The sequence below is a fragment of the Halanaerobium sp. MA284_MarDTE_T2 genome (genome assembly GCF_003337245.1).
GTDB lineage: Bacteria > Bacillota > Halanaerobiia > Halanaerobiales > Halanaerobiaceae > QPJE01.
The window spans coordinates 77,567-96,145 of record NZ_QPJE01000001.1 but is presented as its reverse complement, the minus strand read 5'-3'; the positions used below and the strand labels follow the sequence as shown (position 1 = coordinate 96,145).

Annotated in this window: 14 protein-coding genes and 1 pseudogene; 3 read left to right on the top strand and 12 right to left on the bottom strand. The window is 30.3% G+C overall.

Annotated features, from left to right (window positions below):
* Window positions 1-9 precede the first annotated feature (9 nt).
* The 3 genes from DFR78_RS00440 to DFR78_RS00430 are packed head-to-tail and all read left to right on the top strand — an operon-like array spanning window position 10 to window position 4,045.
* A complete protein-coding gene (locus DFR78_RS00440) occupies window positions 10-834 on the top strand; it encodes an ABC transporter permease (protein ID WP_114456879.1) in 825 nt (274 codons plus the stop codon).
* A 5-nt stretch (window positions 835-839) separates the two neighbouring features.
* Complete coding sequence (locus DFR78_RS00435) at window positions 840-2,432, top strand: amidohydrolase (protein WP_114456878.1); 1,593 nt, start codon at window positions 840-842, stop codon at window positions 2,430-2,432.
* Between the two features lie 41 nt (window positions 2,433-2,473).
* Window positions 2,474-4,045 (top strand): Na+/H+ antiporter NhaC family protein, encoded by a 1,572-nt coding sequence (locus tag DFR78_RS00430; RefSeq protein ID WP_114456877.1) that lies wholly within the window; start codon window positions 2,474-2,476, stop codon window positions 4,043-4,045.
* Window positions 4,046-4,059: 14 nt separating this feature from the next.
* On the opposite strand, the gene DFR78_RS00425 is transcribed toward DFR78_RS00430, so the two are convergent.
* The 12 genes and pseudogenes from DFR78_RS00425 to DFR78_RS00370 form a co-directional block, all read right to left on the bottom strand.
* Complete coding sequence (locus DFR78_RS00425) at window positions 4,060-6,909, bottom strand: ATP-binding protein (RefSeq protein WP_158531680.1); 2,850 nt, start codon at window positions 6,907-6,909, stop codon at window positions 4,060-4,062.
* Between the two features lie 5 nt (window positions 6,910-6,914).
* Window positions 6,915-8,240 carry a DNA repair exonuclease gene (locus tag DFR78_RS00420; RefSeq protein ID WP_114456875.1) on the bottom strand — a complete coding sequence of 442 codons (1,326 nt, stop codon included), beginning with the start codon at window positions 8,238-8,240 and terminating at the stop codon, window positions 6,915-6,917.
* A 1-nt stretch (window position 8,241) separates the two neighbouring features.
* The gene (locus DFR78_RS00415) at window positions 8,242-10,335 is read right to left on the bottom strand and encodes a bifunctional diguanylate cyclase/phosphodiesterase (protein ID WP_114456874.1); all 2,094 of its coding nucleotides are present in this window, start codon (window positions 10,333-10,335) and stop codon (window positions 8,242-8,244) included.
* A 77-nt stretch (window positions 10,336-10,412) separates the two neighbouring features.
* Complete coding sequence (locus DFR78_RS00410) at window positions 10,413-10,976, bottom strand: nitroreductase family protein (RefSeq protein WP_114456873.1); 564 nt, start codon at window positions 10,974-10,976, stop codon at window positions 10,413-10,415.
* Window positions 10,977-11,330: 354 nt separating this feature from the next.
* Complete coding sequence (locus tag DFR78_RS00405) at window positions 11,331-12,110, bottom strand: tRNA 2-thiocytidine biosynthesis TtcA family protein (RefSeq protein WP_114456872.1); 780 nt, start codon at window positions 12,108-12,110, stop codon at window positions 11,331-11,333.
* Window positions 12,111-12,138: 28 nt separating this feature from the next.
* Entirely contained in the window at window positions 12,139-12,999 is an 861-nt protein-coding gene (locus DFR78_RS00400) for a patatin family protein (protein WP_114456871.1), read from the bottom strand.
* Between the two features lie 23 nt (window positions 13,000-13,022).
* Window positions 13,023-13,384: pseudogene (locus DFR78_RS12360) on the bottom strand (YccF domain-containing protein).
* A 119-nt stretch (window positions 13,385-13,503) separates the two neighbouring features.
* Window positions 13,504-14,454, bottom strand: coding sequence for a 1,4-dihydroxy-2-naphthoate polyprenyltransferase (locus DFR78_RS00390; RefSeq protein ID WP_114456870.1), 951 nt, complete (start codon window positions 14,452-14,454; stop codon window positions 13,504-13,506).
* Between the two features lie 107 nt (window positions 14,455-14,561).
* The gene (gene coaD, locus DFR78_RS00385; protein ID WP_199505513.1) at window positions 14,562-15,071 is read right to left on the bottom strand and encodes a pantetheine-phosphate adenylyltransferase; all 510 of its coding nucleotides are present in this window, start codon (window positions 15,069-15,071) and stop codon (window positions 14,562-14,564) included.
* A gap of 12 nt (window positions 15,072-15,083) precedes the next feature.
* A complete protein-coding gene (rsmD, locus tag DFR78_RS00380; RefSeq protein ID WP_114456869.1) occupies window positions 15,084-15,626 on the bottom strand; it encodes a 16S rRNA (guanine(966)-N(2))-methyltransferase RsmD in 543 nt (180 codons plus the stop codon).
* Between the two features lie 16 nt (window positions 15,627-15,642).
* Window positions 15,643-17,700 carry an ATP-dependent DNA helicase RecG gene (recG, locus tag DFR78_RS00375; protein ID WP_114456868.1) on the bottom strand — a complete coding sequence of 686 codons (2,058 nt, stop codon included), beginning with the start codon at window positions 17,698-17,700 and terminating at the stop codon, window positions 15,643-15,645.
* Window positions 17,700-18,572, bottom strand: a complete 873-nt coding sequence (locus DFR78_RS00370) for a DegV family protein (protein WP_114456867.1) — start codon at window positions 18,570-18,572, stop codon at window positions 17,700-17,702. The genes recG and DFR78_RS00370 overlap by 1 nt, the downstream gene beginning before the upstream one ends.
* Between the last annotated feature and the right edge of the window lie 7 nt (window positions 18,573-18,579).

The following is an 18,579-nucleotide window of genomic DNA, read 5'->3' as shown; positions in this document are numbered from 1 at the left end:
GGCCTATATATGATTAAAAAAATAAAGAAAAATCCACAGCTTACAATTGGTTTATTTATTACAGTTATTGTCATATTTGCTGCAGTTTTTGCCCCGCTTATTGCTCCTTATGATCCTATTGATGATGCCAATTTATTAAACAGCCTGGAATCTCCCGGCAGTGAATTTAAGCTGGGAACCGACCGACAGGGACGCGACATTTTCAGCAGAATAATTTTTGGAGCAAGAATTTCTTTGAGTATCGGCATAATTACTCAAATAATTAACACTTTTATAGGTGTTAGCCTGGGACTTATTGCTGGATATGCTGGTGGAAAAATAGATGATCTTATAATGAATATTACAAATATTATGCTCTCTATTCCTCCACTAATTTTGGCTCTGGCAATTATGGCAGTGCTGGGACCGGGTTTGATTAATATTTTTATTGCTTTAGGATTTACTCTCTGGACTTATACCTGCCGTGTCACAAGAGCACAGACACTTTCTATTAAAAAAAAGGAATATATTTCTGCAGCCAGAGCTATTGGAGCTTCAAACTTCAGAATCATTTTTAAGCATATTCTTCCCAATATTATTGGACCGGTATTAGTTATTGCAACTTTTGGAGTAGCCTCAGCAATTTTAATAGAATCCAGTTTGAGTTTTCTGGGTATAGGAGCTCAACCTCCAACTCCCAGTTGGGGAACTATGTTGAGTAATGGCAGGGATTATATATGGACTGCTCCCTGGATTATGATTTATCCAGGTATTGCTATAGTGATGACAATCTTAGGATTAAACTTAATGGGTGATGGTATTAGAGACTATCTGGATCCACATAAAAAAGGATGATTAAAATGACAAAAAAGCTCTTTTATAATGGTTATATATATACAATGGATGAAAAAAATCCTACTGTAAATAATGTGCTTATAGAAAATGATAAGATAATTGATTTCAATACTAAAATCAAAGATGAATACCAGTTAATTGATCTAAACGGACAAACTCTTCTGCCTGGATTTAATGACAGTCATATGCATGTATTAGCCTATGGTATGACACTGGATATGGTTGATTTAAACAGTGTAAATTCAATTGAAGAAATGATTTCAGCTGTACAAAAATTTATTGAAGAAAAAAAACCGAAAGAAAATGAATGGATTTTTGGCAGAGGCTGGAATCAGGAAAATTTTATTGAAAAAAGAATGCCTACAAGATGTGATCTTGATAAAATTTCAACATCAAGACCAATTGTTTTGACCCGAACCTGTGGACATTTATTAACTGCAAATTCGGCTGCTTTAAAAAAAATTGATATAGATTCTGATACATATATTGATGGTGGAAAAATCTATTTGGATGATAATGAAAATCCTAATGGAATTTTTGCAGAAAAAGCAATGGATTTAATTTATGAAAATATGCCACCTCTATCTGTTGAAGATATAAAAAATTATCTAGTTAAAGCCGGAAAAATGCTGAGAAAAAAAGGTATAACTGCTGTTCAAACAGATGATCTTGATAGTGCAAATGTCGATTTTCAGAAAGTACTGCAGGCCTATTATGAGCTGGCCGATGAAAATAAATTACCTATTAAATTTAATCTACAGCTTAGGCTGAAAACCCCTGAAGAAATTAATGAATTTTTAAAAAATAATCTGATAACTTATTATGATGACTACTTAACTCTTGGACCTCTAAAAGTGCTAGCTGATGGCTCTCTGGGAGCAAGAACTGCTGCTTTACGGGAAAGTTATGCTGATGAAGAAAATCAATTTGGAAAACTTGTCTATGGAAAACAGAAATTATATAATTTATCAGAAATAGCTCTAAAAAATGGAATGCAGATTGCCTGTCATGCAATTGGTGATAGAACTGTTGCTCTCTTTATTGATATTATGGAGAGACTTCAAAAAAGATATGGAAGTGGTTTGAGGAATAGAATAATCCACTGTCAGATTACTGATTATGATTTATTGAACAGAATGGCAGAACTTAATCTGCAGGCTGACATTCAGCCGCCTTTTACTGCCACTGACTGGACTATTGTTTCTAAAAGAATTGGTAAGGAAAGAGAAATTGGAACATACGCCTGGAAGACAATGTTTAATCTTGGTATTAATGCTGCAGGTGGTTCTGACTGTCCTGTAGAATCTCCGAATCCAATCTGGGGTATCTCCTGTGCTGTTACTAGACAGGACAGAGATTATAATCCAGCTGGAGGGTGGCAACCATGGGAAAAATTAACTGTCCAGGAAGCTCTTAAACTTTACACAAAAAATGCTGCATATAATTGTTTTATGGATAATCAAATTGGTCAGATTAAAAAGGATTATAAAGCTGATTTTGTTATATTAGATAATAATCCCTTTTTGACTGCAGAAGAAGAAATTAGAAATATAAAGGTTGCCGCTGTATCTATAAATGGAAAAGTTTACTGGAATTAAAATAACTAGTTTATAAAAGATAACAGGAAGGATGTTTAAATATGGATAATTATGGAATTTTGTCACTGATTCCACCAATGCTGGCAATTCTGCTTGCCTGGTGGAGTAAGGAAGTTATATTATCATTATTTCTTGGAGTTTTTGCTGGTGCAGTTATAATTAACATTAATCCAATTACTGCTTTTATGCATACACTTGATAATTATATACTGGCCTCTCTAGCCGACTCATGGAATGCCGGGATTATATTATTTTTACTGGCTATGGGAGGAATGATAGGAATTATTAATAAAGCTGGAGGGATACTGGCGATTGGTGAATATGTTGCCCGAAAAGCTCAGTCAATTAGAAAAACTCAATTTGCCGCCTGGCTTATGGGGGTACTGATATTCTTTGATGATTATGCCAATACATTAATTGTAGGTAACACAATGCGCCCGATTACAGATAGAATGAAAATTTCTCGAGAAAAGCTTGCCTTTCTGGTTGATTTAACGGCAGCAGCTGTTTCGAGTATTGTTCCTATTTCAACCTGGATAGCCTTTGAAGTAGGTTTGATTAAAGATGGATTTGATGCATTAAATATTGAACTAAATGCATATGCAACTTTTGTACAGACAATTCCCTTTAGATTTTACAGCATTTTAGCTCTTGTTTTTGCACTAATCATTATTTTCAGTGGAAAAGATTTTGGACCGATGCTGGCAGCAGAAAAAAGAGCAAGAAAAACTGGTGAAACATTAAGACCCGGTTCAACACCAATGGTATCACAGGAAATGGAAGAAATTGAACAGCCTGAAGGTCAGAGTTTTTCTTTCTCCAATTCATTTTTACCTATTTTGGGTGTTATAGTGATTACAATTATCGGCCTCTGGTACAATGGTGGAGGAATGACTGAAGGTACTTCTATTCAGGATGCTTTTGGGAATGCTGATGCAAGTATTGTTCTTCTCTGGGCAGCAATAAGCGGCAGCTTAATTGCAGGTATTCTGGCATTAAGTAGAAGAATTTTAAATATCTCGGAAATATTAAACGGCTGGATTGATGGGGCAAAATCTATGTTTATTGCCTGTATGATACTAATTCTTGCCTGGTCAATTGGAAGTATAACAGAAGATTTAGGTACAGCTAATTATATTGTAGGAATTCTGGAAGGAAATATAATGCCAGAAATAGTTCCGATGCTTTTATTTATTATTTCTTCATTTATAGCTTTTACTATTGGAAGTTCCTGGGGAACTGTTGCTATAGTAATGCCACTAGCAATTCCACTGGCAAATTCCATAGGTATCCCTATGCTGCCAACAATAGGTGCAGTTTTAACAGCAGGAGTAATGGGAGATCACTGTTCACCTATATCTGATACAACCATAATGTCCTCAACTGCATCTGCGGTAGACCATATGGATCATGTAAAAACACAAATGCCTTATGCGCTTACTGTAGGTTCAGTAGCAGCTTTATTCGGTTTTCTACCTGCTGGATTTGGCATATCAGCATTTTATTTACTTCCGATTGGAACATTGATACTTTATTTAATCGTAAACTTTGCAGGTTCTAAAGCAGAAAATGAAGATGTATCTTCTGAAGTTCAAAATACAAAAACAGCTTAAAAATATATTTTCTTTTAAAAAAAAGACATTTCTTTTTTAAGATGCTTTAAATCTTTTTCTACAAAGCTGCCTTTTTTTAGCAGCCAGCTCTTGCTGGCTGTTTCTTTTTTCTCAACCATTTCTATAATTCTTTTGTGACAGGTCAATAGAATAATCTGATTTTGTTTGGACAATTTTAAAATTTCATCAACAGCCCTTTCTAAATGTTTAATATCAAAATTGACCAGAGAATCATCAATAATAACAGGAAGTGGTGGTTTTATCTTTCTTATTCTACTCAGTCTTACAGACAAAAACAACTGTTCTTCTGTACCTCTACTCAGCATATCATGACTGTGATATATTTTATCTTCATTATTTACAATATCCAATTTAGCAGACCAGAGATCATCTCCAGGAACTATCTTATTATAATCATTGTTGCTTAGATATTTAAATATTTCTGAAGCATCTTTTAAATATTCATTTTTGATTTTTTTATAAAAATTTTCCTGAAGTTTATCCAATATTAAGCAAACCAGTTTATTTACCGCATATTTTTCAGCAATTTTTTTTAGGTTTTTTCGAGCTTTATCTATTTTCCTCCTGCTTTCATTTAATTTTGCTTGGGAACTTAATTCTTCTAATTTAGTCTCAATATCCTGAACTTTTAATATAATATTTTCTCTTCTTTTTTTAAGATTATTTAATTCAACTTCTGTATCCTGTCTTTCAGTTTCTACCCTTTTTTTAGAATTATATTGAGAAAAACCCCGCAGAATTTTTTCAAATTCACCTTTAGAATCAAACCCATTTTCATCATTATTTTTTGAATATAGACTGTATGTTATCTTCTCATAGATACTGTTTTTTTCTTCTTTTAAAATCAAAAATTTATTATAATCATTAAAAAATTTTTCCAAATCTTCAATCATTGTTCTATCTTCATATTTACTTGCATTAAAAATTTCATTATATATTAATTTAATAGAATGTATAATTTCTTTATTTTCATTTTTTATTTTCTGTAGTTTTGTATTAGATACCAGTATTTTTTCAAGTAAATCAAACTGCTCTGTATGCTTCCTATAAGCTTTAAATTCACTTATTTTATCAAAGCAATATATATCATCACTAAATTTATTAAGATCTCTATATAGGTTATTTACAGCTCTATATTTAGAAATAATATCATCAGTGATGTCTTTAAATTTTCTTGCATTGCTGAGCCAATTTCTCCAGTCATTTTGCAGATCATATAATTCCTCTATAAAATCAGGTAATAAACTGTAATCTAATGTTTCAGGAAAACAGAAAGTTTTACTATAAATATCTAATCTATTTTTTAGAATTTCTAATTTTTTATTTTTAGCATAAATATTTTTTTCTAGACTATCCTTTTCTATTTTGACTAGTTTTATTTTTTCTTCTATTTCTTCGATATCTTTCTTTTTTTCCTTTTTAATCCTATATTCATTATATATAAAATAACTAAAAATAATTGTTCCAGAAAATATTGATAAAATTCCAGCCAAAAAATTTTTACTAAAAAAAGAAAGTAAGACTCCACTTAAAATTAATAGGAATACTATAGAATAAAAAAACCAATTTTTATCTGAAGTATAATTTTTCAATTCTTCAATTTTTTCTTTTAAATCATCTATTTCTCTTTTTCTGCTATATTTTTCCAGATTCAGCCTCTCCAACTCTATTTTTATACTGTCAATTTTTTCAGCATCCTGCCGTGATCTTTTAATTTCTGAATTCACAACCTTATCAATTTTTGTAGAAACAGTTAAATTCTTTTTCAGCAAACTTTCAAATCTAAATATAATTTCTGTTTTCTCATCTTTTAATTCTGATGCAGATTTGTACCAGTTCCTTATTTTTTCCAGATAAAATGATATATTTCTGGCATTATGTATAATTTTATTCTTATAATTTAAAATATTCTGCTGTTCTTCAATATTCAAAGAAGAAACTTTTCTTGATTCCAGTTTAAGCTCTGATATTTTTTTATTATTATTTTTATATTTTTCTTTTAGTTTTTCAAACTCCTTTATTTTATCTTCATCAATCTGTAAATTGTTAAGATGAGAAAATTTTTTGATTTTATTGTTTAATCTAATATATTTTTCAATTGAATCATAGTTTTTTTCCAGCAGATCCAAAAAATCAAGTTTTTTGTTTTTTTGATCAATTTTTAAAGCGGTTTCTTCTTTTTCCTGAAGCAAACTTTTTCTCTCTTTTTTTAACCTGTAATATTTATCAAAATCATTTCTTGCTTTTTCCTGCAGTTCCAATCCTTCATCTATTTGACTGTAATAGGGTTTAAATTCACCTACATTTGTTCTGCCATATTTCCCACCAATATTTTTAGCTTCTTTTAAATATTTTTCTTTAATTTCTGGAATTTTCTTTATCTGATTAAATCCGGCTCCAAGTAAAACAGATTGAAGTTTGGACAGTTCTTTATTTGTATATCCAACCGGAAATGTGCGGAGATAATCCAGAGAAATTCCAAAAATATTTTGATAGGAAAATTCATCCATATTTCCGTAAAGCTGTTTTGCAGTTTCTTTAACTGAAGCTTTACTCTCACAATTATTTTTGATCTGTACTACAGGATAAGAATATCCATTTAACTGTACACTGTAATCCTTGCTATTATCTATTATTTCAGCTTCTACAACATATTTATTAACTGGATTTGGTATATTCATACTTTTACTAAATCCATAACCCAAGTTCATCATAATTTTATAAAGTGTAGTTTTCCCAGATCTATTTTCTCCTGCTATGATATTTAATCCGTTAATAAGTCCTTTGAGCTCTGAAATGCGAAAAACTCCAAAATCTTTTATATATAAATTTTTTATGTACAAATCAATTACCTCCCCCCAAAGAGAGATTTAAGTATTTCAAATTCCGCCTTATTTAAAAGCCTTTCAATTAAATTTTTGTCTATTTCAAAATAATGGGGGTCTGATGAATCATTAAGCTGCCAGATTTCTCCCATTATTTCAGATATTAAAACCATATCTTCTTTATTTAATAAATCATTTTTTACTGCATCAATTTCTCTAAAAATTTCACTTTCTTTAATTTTATTTTCCATTTCATTATCTAAAAAAATATTTTCTGTCAAATTGACAATTTCTTCTGTCAAAAAAAAGCCATCTTTATCATTTAAATTTCTGTTTAATTTTTTTGTTAAATATTCATTAACCCCTTCTTCATCTTCTAATAAAATTTCTGCAGCATCTCCCCTGCCTTTAATAATCCACCTCAGCAGAACAATTTGAATATGCTGCTTTTTATAATTATTTTTAAAAGAATCAGGAATAAATTTCATTTCTGCAAAAGCTGACTTAAATTTACTGACCATTAAATCCATCATTTCGGTAAGATTTTTTATCTTTTTACCAGTAATATCTACATATAGATCCATATAAATAGTATCAGAAAGAGCAAGAAATTGTACATCTGTCAGCTTTTTATTCTCAAATTCAACCAGCAGGGCACCTCCCTGCAGCTGTTCTCCAAAATCTCTTCCCTGTATGTTGCCCGAGAAAAAAACGGCAGGATTTTTATGATTAATGATTTGAGCCTGATGAATATGTCCTAATGCCCAATAATCAACTTTTTTTACGGCAGTTAATTCATTTCTGGAAACAGGTACATATTTGCTGTTTTTACCCTCAAGCTGTGTATGAAGTAAAGCAATATTCAAAAGTTCATTTTGAGGAAAAATATAATTTTCAAAAATTGGATCCCGTTCCTGATGGCCAGAATATGACTGGCCGATTAAATTCACTCTTTCTCTGCCATTTTTTTTGAATTTTTTTAACTCAGGATTTTTGGCAGAAAAAATATTTAAATTTTTCGGCAGCTCTATTAAATCATCAAAATCTGCTCCACTATCGTGATTTCCTGTAATCATATAAATTTCAATATTTTGTTCACTTAATCTCTTACAGCCATCAATGAATATATCAAGAGCTTTTATAGATCTTTGATCACTGTCAAGAATATCGCCAGCCAGCAGCAAAAAATCCACCTCATTTTTACAGCAGCATTCTATTAAATTATTCCAGGCTCTCTGTAGTGCATTATCAGCCATATTACGAATATTTGTGGAATAATTTCCGGAATAATGAAGTGAACTACCAAGATGAATATCCGCAGCATGGATAAATTTTATATTATTTTTCATATTATCTATTTTTCTCCTTCAGCAGATATGAGATAAACTTATCTTCTTCTAATGGAGGACTAAAATAAAATCCCTGAATAAAATCATTATTATATGAATTCAATTTTTTTAATTCAAACTTATTTTCAACACCTTCAGCTATTGTTTTCATTCCCAAAAGATGGGCCATCTTAATTATAAATTCTACTATACTTTCTGCCTCTTTTCCTTTTCTCATATTTTGGATAAAGCTTAAATCAATTTTTAAAAAATCAACTGGAAATTTTTGAAGGTAACTTAAAGAGGAATATCCAGTTCCAAAATCATCTATAGATATAGAAAATTTATTTTCTTTCATTTTTTTCATAATTTCAAATGTATATTGCACATTTTCCATCACACTTGATTCTGTAATTTCAAAGGTGATTAAATCAGAACTAATATTACTATCAGAAACAATTTCAAATATTGATTCCAGATGTGCAGAATCATTGAGCTGTATAGGTGATAAATTAATAGATAAAGGTACAGAATTTATATTATTATTTTCAATTTTATAAAACATTTCTAATACTTTTTTAACAACAAGCAGCCCAACATCTATTATCATCCCTGACTCTTCCAGTACAGGTATAAATTCTGCTGGAGATATAATTCCTTTGTTAGGATCTCTCCACCTCAGCAGTGCTTCAGCAGCAAAAACTTCTTCAGTCTTCCCATTATAGTAAGGCTGATAATACAGCAAAAATTCATCTTTTTCCAGAGCTCTCTTCATCTCTGCTTCCATTTTGCTGTATTTTTTAATATAAATATTATTTTTTTCATCAAAAAAAGCATATCTGTTTTTAGAAATTGTTATAGTAGCAATTTCTGCCTTAGAGATCAGTTCTTCAGCTGTAGTGTCATCTTCAGGATATAATGATATACCAATTTTCACAGAAAGCATTAAATATTCGTTATTAAAAACAATCGGATTTTTAAAAATTTCTATTATTTTTTCAGCCAGTCCATAAATATCATTACTGCTGTCAAAATCATTTACCAGTAAAGCAAATTCATTTCCTTCCAAATATGAAATAAAATAATTTTCATCAATATTTACCAGCAAACTATCTTCTTCAAGATATTCCATAATCCAATCAGCTGCAGCTCTAATAAAGTTTTTCTCATCATCATTTTTTCGATAAATATCATTAAAATATTTTACATCACTTATACTTATAACAAATACAGCTTTGACTTTTTCCTCTTCAAATTCAATTAATTTTTCTAATTTTGTCTTAAAAGCTCTTTTGTTTGGCAGGCCGGATGAAATATCATAATTAGAGATATATATTAATTTTTTTCTTAATTTTTCATTTTTAGTTATATCTTTTCCCACTGATATAAAATTTAATAGTTCACCATCATCTGACTGAATGGGAGTAATTGTCTGTTCAGAATAGAAAAGTTCTCCGTTCCTTTTTTTATTTATTAAAATATCATTAAAAACATTACCTGATTTGATAGTTTCCCACATATTTTTATAAAAAGATTTTTTGTGTTTTCCTGATTTAAAAATAGATGGATTTTTACCTATAATTTCTTCTTTTTTATATCCTGTCACATCTTCTACTGTAGTGTTAGCATATTCAATATTTCCATCTGGATCTGTTATAACAACCCAATTATCAGTTTCATTTATAGCTTTGATTAGATTTGAAATCTTATTTTCTTTATCTATTTCCTGACTGATATTTTCGCCTATTGAGATTATTTCTTTTATATTTTCTTCTTCTTTGATTACAAAATTTTTCCACCTGCATATAATAAAATTTCCCTTTTTATCTACAGCTTCAGATTTTATTTCATTTGAAACTTTACTGTATAATTTATCCTGAATTTTTTTCCATTTATCACGGTCTTTGTCAACTATTAAAGTTGTTAGAAAATCTCTACCTATAATTTCTTCCTTTTTCCAGCCAAAAAGTTCTTCAGCAGCTCTATTCCAATCAATGATTTTCCCTTCTCTGTTCCAGGAAATAATGGCAGATTGTAAATGAAAACAAATCAAGTCCAATTTTTTTTTATTATACTCATTTTTATCAATTTTATTCTGATCTCTTCTTGATATCAATATTATCACCCTATAAATATAATTATTAAAACTGCCGCTGAAGCGGCAGTTTATCGTAACTTTATCTTAACTTTATTCTAATTTAATATAATATCCTCAAGTTTCCTCTTTGGAACATGATGAAGATCATTATTATCACGCCAGTATTTAATATCATCATCCTCGCATTTTTCCAGAACCACTTCTTCAGCTGGATAACCAAGAGCAACTACATATAAAATATCATACCTTTCATCAAGCTCAATTTTAGTTCGAATTCCTTTTTTATCAATTGCTCCCAAAATGCACCCATTGAATCCTTTTTCTACTGCTCTCAATAAAATTGTCTGCATTGCTATTCCAGGATCAGCCCAGTAATTTGTGGAAATTTCCCTGTCTCCCACAACTACAATATATGCAGCTGGTCTTTCACCTTCTTCAGGTCCATCCCAGTCTTTTAAATATCCTGCCCAGTTTGTATATGGAAAAATTTTATCATTACCTTCACTCTCAAAAATTAAATATTTTAAGGGCTGCAGATTGGATGCCGAGGGTGTTATTCGTGCAAAATCAATAAGTTCTTCAAGAGTTTTTCTGCCAATTTTCTTCTTTTCCTGAAATCGTCTTACACTTCTGTTTTTTAATACCAGATCTTTTAACACATTATCTCCCCTTTTTATAATAATAAAATTTGTATAAAGATCAGCCGAACAGCTTTAATTATTAATTTCTACAAATGCTGTCTAATTCCTTCAAATTACTGCTAAAAATAAATCTAATTACTCTTCAATTAAATTTACAATATTACAAGCTCCCAAAATTACAAGCTTCCAAAATTAATCTGCCTTTTTTATTTCCTCTGTCATAATTCATTTTTTATGTCCTCCAATTGTACTGTGAATTCGATTATAATTTTCTTTTAACACAGTATACAGGCTGTATTAAAAATGAGGTACTTCAAAAGAATCCCAATCTCTAAGGGATGCTTCAATACTGGCATAAAATGATTTTATATCTCATTTACCTTTCCAAAAATAATTCATCTTTTCACTTATCATTTTTTCATCTTTTTTTTCAGGCCAGAGTTCTATTCTTCTTCCAGCCCTCATTGCAGCGGCAGTATTATAAAAAAGCTGTTTATTCCTAAATAAATCAGCAAAACTTTCTTTTATTTCAGCTCTTTTGTTCATTTTATCATAAGGACAATTACTTTCTAAAATATTTATATCCAGTTTTTTGATCTCCCTAATTATTGTATCTTCACGCAGAAAAATCAGTGGACGAATTATATAAACATTATTCTGGCTTAAATAGCGAAAAGGCTGCAGTGAAGATATCTGCCCTGAATAAATAATACTCATCAAAAAAGTTTCCACAGCATCATCATAATGATGACCAAAAGCCAGTTTATTACAATTGTTTTCTTTCATATAGCTGACAAGTGCTCCTTTTCGAAAATGTGCACATTTTGAACATGGATTATCTACATCTTCATTTAAAATATATTGAGCAATTTCAGTTTCAATAATCTCATACTGTATATTTAATTCATCTGCAAAAAAAGATAAATCATCATAAATTTCTTTATCATTAAAGCCAGGGTTAACAGTTGCTGCTTTCAAATTAAATTGAACAGAAAAATATTTTTTTAATACTGCCAGAGCATAAAGCAAAAAACTGCTGTCTTTACCACCGGAAAGTCCAACCAAAACATTATCTCCTTCTTCAATCATTTCAAATTCAGCCATTGCTTTAACAATTCGATGATTTATCCACCTTTCCAACCTCAACTCCATATTAAAAACTCCCTTTTAAATTCATCAGTCAGCTTTTCAGCCAGTCTAATAGTTCTTTAGAACGATTTTCTGCAATTTTATAAGCCGAATTATAAAGTTCTTTTAATTTTTCTTTATCTTTACTAAATCTATCTATAGCCAAATTTTGCGGTCTAAAAACAAAAAAATCTCCTTTTTTTTCTTTCTTTCTGATATAATCTATAGTTCGGTTATAAACTTTATAGCGATTTTTAAGTTGATCAACCAGTTGTGGATAATCTTTAAGAAAAAAATTCAATAAAAAACCCGCTTTTAAAGGTTTTTTCCTGTAATTATTTTCTCGTGTTAAAACGATCAGATTTTTTTTATATCCATCAGCCTCAGCCCTATTAACCGGTATAGGTGCTGTAATTCCACCATCAAAATATACTCTCCCTCCCATTTTAACAGGAGTAGAAATTAAAGGCAGACTGCTTGTAGCTTTAAAAATCTTGTCTATTTTTTTCTGGCTGCCGCAATTTTTAGGTTGTAAAAAAACAGCTTTTCCTGCTGTACAGTCTGTAACACCAACAACCAGTTTGCTGTTTGATTTTAAAAAGTTTTCATAATCAAAAGGAAGTATTTTATGTGGAAGCTCATGAAACAAAAAATCCATACCAAAATAATTGCCTTCTTTAATAAGATTTTTTATACCCATATACCTCTCATCTTCCACTAAATCAACAAATATTTTTTTGTTTCTATCAACCTGTCTGGAAACATAATTAGCTCCATTATTTGCCCCAGCTGAAACTCCAACAACATATTCAAATATAAGATTCTTTTCCAGCAAAAATTTTATAATACCTGCTGTAAAAGCACCTCTCATTCCTCCACCTTCCAGCACAAGTGCACAGTCTTCAATATACAAAAAAACTCACCTCATAAATTTCTTTATTTTATATCTTTACCAAACGGCATTAAAGATAAATAAGCCAATTTTAAACTCTGTTTGGCAAAGGGAATGCCGATAATTGTAACAGCAAATATTAAAGCAGATATTAGATTTGCCACAGCAAGTTCCCAGCCAAAAAATATTATCCAGATTATATTGGCAATAAATCCAATAGTGGAACTTTCTTTTTCTACCACTTTTTTCCAAAAGGAGCAAGCTGCATTTTAGCAAGTTTAAAACACTGTTTACCCACCGGAATTCCAATTATTGTTGCATACCATAATATCCCAAAAAACCACCAGCCTACAGCTTCTATAAATCCCCCAAAAATAAACCAGATAATATTTCCTAATAAACTCATATTATTTCCTCCTTCGTTAAATTCCGTTACGTCAAATAACATTGTATTTGTTTTATTTACGACAATAAACGCTGACAAATAATAAACTATTACAAAAAGTAGGTACAGTTTTATTTTAACTAAAATTTATATTTAATAATAAAAGCAATTAAGAAAGAAATAATATAGCTGTAATTTATTATAATAAAGTTTTTAATAGACAGTATAAAAGTTTCTTTTTTGTCCTGTTTTTGCAAAAAATAATTTATATTTTTTACTACTGCAGGAATAGTTACAAAAGTTAAAAGAGAATAAAAAGGAACTATCTTAAAAACAGCTGTAATCAGTATAAATAAATAACATAAATAATAAAAAATTTTAAATAATTTTAGAGATTTATCTCTGCCAATATATATTGGCAGAGTATATCTATTGTTTTCTAAATCATCTTCTATATCACAAATATTATTGGCAAGCATAATATTAGCAATACCTGCAGTAAGAGGGAATGTTGCTAAAAATATTTTTAATATCTCTATCCAATTGAATTGAACAGTAAAAAATACTCCTTCTGTAAAAATATTGATTAAACTCATATTATGTATATAAATAGTCAGCATTGGAATTAAAAAACCCATTAAAAACCCAGAAAAAATTTCACCAGCAGGTGTTCTCGAAATTGGAATCGGGCCACAAGTATATAAAATACCTATTAAAAAAGATATCACACCCAAAAGCAGAACAACAATATCAGTATTTAAAAACAGCAAAACGCCAAAAGCTGAAGCAGCAGTCAGTAGTGATCCAATAACAATTTTAACATTTTTTACCGATAAATTATATTTTACAACTGCATTATGTGATTCATAATTATATCCTTTTTTCTGCTGTGCTTTTTTGTAATCCTGATAATTATTAATCGCTGTTGTAGCCATATCTATAGAAAGAAGAGATAAAAACATAAGCAAAAAATTATGTAAATTAAAGCTCCTGTAAAAATAAAAAGCATATATGTTTCCCAGTATAAAGGGAGTAATACTGGCAATTTTGGTTCTTATCTCTACCAGTTTTAAAAAACTGGTTAATGTCATTTGTTAACTCCTCCTGTATGGTATAAAACATATTTTATCCTAAAATTTTGGAATGGCAAATCCTGCATTATGAATACTGCAGACCTGAAGTACTCACAGTTATAATTTTAATTTTTTCCATCTTGATCACTCCGAACAGCAGCCATTTTATTTTTTAATTTTTCTGCTACAAATTCAGGCACCAGATCACTTATATCTCCACCAAAATAAGCGGCTTCTCTGATTACTGTTGAACTTAAAAAAGCATATTTAGAATCTGTCATCAAAAAAATAGTTTCTATTTCTTTATTGAGATATTTATTCATTGATGACATCTGAAATTCACCTTCAAAATCTGAAACAGCTCTGAGCCCTCTCAATATTGCTTCACCACCAACTGATTTAACATATTCTGTTGTAAGACCCGAAAAGGAATCCACACTAACATTTTTAATATGTTTAGTAGATTCTTTAAGCAAATTAACTCTTTCCTCCATGGTAAACACCGGATCTTTATTGGGATTTAAAAAAACAGAAATTATAACCTCATCAAAAATATTCGCTGCCCTTTCAACTATATCTAAATGCCCATAAGTTACTGGATCAAAACTGCCTGGATATACTATTTTATTTATCATAACAACCTCCCTCTATAAACTCAACTTATAAATATATATTTGAGAACTACCGTATTTACGTTCGCGAATCATCTGAAATTTTTTGCCTAAATCTATTTTTTCATCAGAAGCAGTTTCTATAACTATTAATCCCCTGGAGTTTAAAATCCTATTTTCTAATATAATATTTATAGTTTTTTTAACATAACCTTTATTATAAGGTGGATCCATAAAAATAATATCATACTGAGTTGAAGTTTTCTGCAGAAAATTATAAACATCTTCACAGTATATTTCTCCAAAATTTATGAGATTGGTTTTATTTAAATTTCTTTTTATAATAGAAGCGAATTTTCTATTTTTTTCTACAAAATCAACTTTTTTTGCTCCCCGGCTCAGTGCTTCAATTCCAATACCACCAAAACCGGCATAAAGATCCAAAAAAACAGAATCCAGGATAGACTGGCCCAGCATATTAAAAAGAGCCTCTTTTACTCTATCTAAAGTTGGTCTTACCTGCCTGCTTTTTATAGATTTCAATTTAATACCACCTGCTGAACCTGCTATGATTCTCATAGGTAATAACCCCCAGCTATATCTTTAATTTTATATTTTCTATTTTTTCTTTGAGAAGAGGATATTTTTCTTCCCATCTAATGTCTTTTACCATTTTCAAAGCTTCTTCTCTAGCTTTTTTTAGAATATGTTTATCTTCAATAAGGTTGGCAGCTTTCAAATCATCAATACCATGCTGCCTAGTGCCAAAAAATTCACCTGGTCCCCTCATTTTTAAATCTTCTTCTGCAATTAAAAAACCATCACTGCTGTGGGTCATTATCTCCAGCCTTCTTTCCGCATCTTCTCCAGGAGGATCAGATATCAAAATACAAAATGACTGTGTTTTCCCTCTTCCAACCCTTCCCCGCAGCTGATGCAGCTGTGCCAACCCAAATCGTTCAGCATTTTCTATAACCATTATTGTAGCATTAGAAACATCAACCCCTACTTCAATAACAGTTGTTGCAACAAGTATATCTATTTTCCCATCTCTAAAAGCATCCATAATATCTTTCTTTTCTTCAGCATTTATCTGGCTGTGAATTAAAGCAATTTCAAAATATTTAAAAATACTATCACCCAAAATTTCATAAAGTTCTTCAGCAGAAACAAGCTCCGGCATTTCTTCTGAAGGTTCAATGAGGGGACATACTATATATGCCTGTCTGCCTTCTTTTACTTTGTCTCGAACAAAACTATAAATTTTTGGTCTTCTATTTTTTCTCCTCCAGAAAGTAGCAATTGTTTTTCTACCTGGAGGCATCTCATCTATTATTGAAAGATCCAGATCACCATAAATCAGCATTGCCATAGACCGCGGAATCGGAGTAGCAGTCATTATTAAAAGGTCAGGTCTATCTCCTTTTTCTTTTAATTTATGCCTCTGTTCAACTCCAAAGCGGTGCTGTTCATCTATAACTATTAAACCGATTTTATGATAGTTTATGCTTTCCTGAAAAAGGGCATGGGTACCTATTATTAAATCGATTTCTCCATTTGCTACTGCTTTTTCTAGTGAATCTCTTTTTGAAGATTTTAAACTTCCCACAATAATTTCAATATTATAGTTAAAATCAGCAAATAGTTCTTTGAATTTTAAATAGTGCTGTTCAGCCAAAATTTCTGTTGGAGCCATAAATACACCCTGATAACCATTTGCAATTGTTTCTAATAATGCAAGTGCAGCAATAATTGTTTTACCGGAACCGACATCCCCCTGCAGCAGACGTAACATAGGCTGTTTTCTTTCTAAATCATTTCTTATCTCCTGCCAAACTCTTTTTTGTGCATCTGTAAGATCAAATTTCAGACTATTGATAAAACTATCCATTTTTTCTTTTTTGTAATCATGTTTTATTCCATCTTCAATATTATATTTCTTTTTTTCATTTAAAAAATAAAGCTGAAAAAGAAATAACTCTTCAAAAGCAAGCCTCATATGGGCAGAAATATAATCTTTTTTATTTTTTGGAAAATGTACTGCAGACAGTGATTTTTTTAAAGTAGGAAAATGGTATTTTTTTAAAATATAATCAGGCAGCAGTTCTTTAAGATTATCATTTAAATCAATTAAAGCATTGGATATTATTCTTCTTAGCTTTCGCTGACTAATTCCTTCAGTCAGTGAATATATAGGTACAATTCTGCCCGTATTTAAAATAGGATAATCTACATCCAGTTTTTCGTAAACAGGATTATTAATATCTTTACTTTTATATTTTCTCCAATTCTTTTCACTTATTTTACCTGTTAATAAATAAAATTCCCCCTTTTTAAAATTACTCTGAAGATAATTCTGATTAAACCATATACCATTTACAGCATCAGTATCATCAGAAAAAGTTACTTTTAAAATATCAAAACCTTTTCTGATTTTTTTTAACTCAACCTTAAGCACTCTACCTTTTAGATTTACTTGCTGACCTGGACTGGCATATCTCATTTCAGTAATCTGGCGGCGATCTTCATATTCTCGGGGGAAATAATACAGCAGATCTTTAACTGTTTTGATATTTAATTTTTCAAGAAATTCAGCCCATTTTGGACCAACACCTTTTACATACTGTACTTCTTTTTCTAACTGAATGTTCATTAGTCTAGTAATTCTCCTTTTAACACAACTACACCATAAACAAGTGGTCCAGCATGACAGCCTAACACTGCCCCTATTTTATTAGAAAAAATATTATAATCAAGATTTTCTTTTTCCAACAAACTAGCCTGCAAAAAATTTTTAAATTGATTATAATTATCTGTTTTACGCCCATATACAAAAGAAATATTTACCTGAGAACTATCTGCAATATAATCATTTGTCAGTTCTGTTAATCTTCTATTTGTTCTTTTATAGCCCCTCACCTTTTCTTTAGGCTCCACTTCTCCAGTTAAACCTGATATTTCAAGAACAGGATTGAAGTTCAATATATTTCCAATTAATGACTGAGCTTTACCTATTCTTCCACCTTTTTCTAAATAAGTCAGTTCATTTACTGTAAAAAAAATAGTCAGTTTTTCTCTGGCACTCTCAATTTTTTTGATAATTTCGTTAAATTTAAGACCTTTATTTATTAATTTTGCTGCCATAATAACCAGAAAGCCAAGTCCGGCTGTGGTTGATTTAGAGTCTAAAACCGCAACATCTATTTTTTCGATCTCTGATGAAGCTAATTTGGCAGATTTATAAGTTCCACTTAATGCTGCTGAAAGATGTATTGATATAATTTGATCATAATTTTCAGCCAGCTTTTCATATTTTTCCAAAAACATTCCCACAGACGGTTGAGAAGTAGTTGGAAGTTTTTGAGATTTTTCCATCATGGAAAAAAAATCATCAGTTTTTAAGTCTATTTTATCCTGATAAACTTTTTCCCCAAAATGTACACTTAATGGTACAACCTCTACTTTATATTTATTAAGAATCTTTTCAGATAAATCACATGTGCTGTCTGTTACCAAAGCTATCATAATAAAA

Coding starts and splice junctions, on each gene's coding strand:
- recG (WP_114456868.1), bottom strand. CDS start 17,700: ATGAACATTCAGTTAGAAAAAGAAGTACAGTATGTAAAAGGTGTTGGT.
- DFR78_RS00440 (WP_114456879.1), top strand. CDS start 10: ATGATTAAAAAAATAAAGAAAAATCCACAGCTTACAATTGGTTTATTT.
- DFR78_RS00420 (WP_114456875.1), bottom strand. CDS start 8,240: ATGAAAAATAATATAAAATTTATCCATGCTGCGGATATTCATCTTGGT.
- DFR78_RS00390 (WP_114456870.1), bottom strand. CDS start 14,454: ATGACATTAACCAGTTTTTTAAAACTGGTAGAGATAAGAACCAAAATT.
- coaD (WP_199505513.1), bottom strand. CDS start 15,071: ATGATAAATAAAATAGTATATCCAGGCAGTTTTGATCCAGTAACTTAT.
- DFR78_RS00430 (WP_114456877.1), top strand. CDS start 2,474: ATGGATAATTATGGAATTTTGTCACTGATTCCACCAATGCTGGCAATT.
- DFR78_RS00435 (WP_114456878.1), top strand. CDS start 840: ATGACAAAAAAGCTCTTTTATAATGGTTATATATATACAATGGATGAA.
- DFR78_RS00370 (WP_114456867.1), bottom strand. CDS start 18,572: ATGATAGCTTTGGTAACAGACAGCACATGTGATTTATCTGAAAAGATT.
- DFR78_RS00405 (WP_114456872.1), bottom strand. CDS start 12,110: ATGGAGTTGAGGTTGGAAAGGTGGATAAATCATCGAATTGTTAAAGCA.
- rsmD (WP_114456869.1), bottom strand. CDS start 15,626: ATGAGAATCATAGCAGGTTCAGCAGGTGGTATTAAATTGAAATCTATA.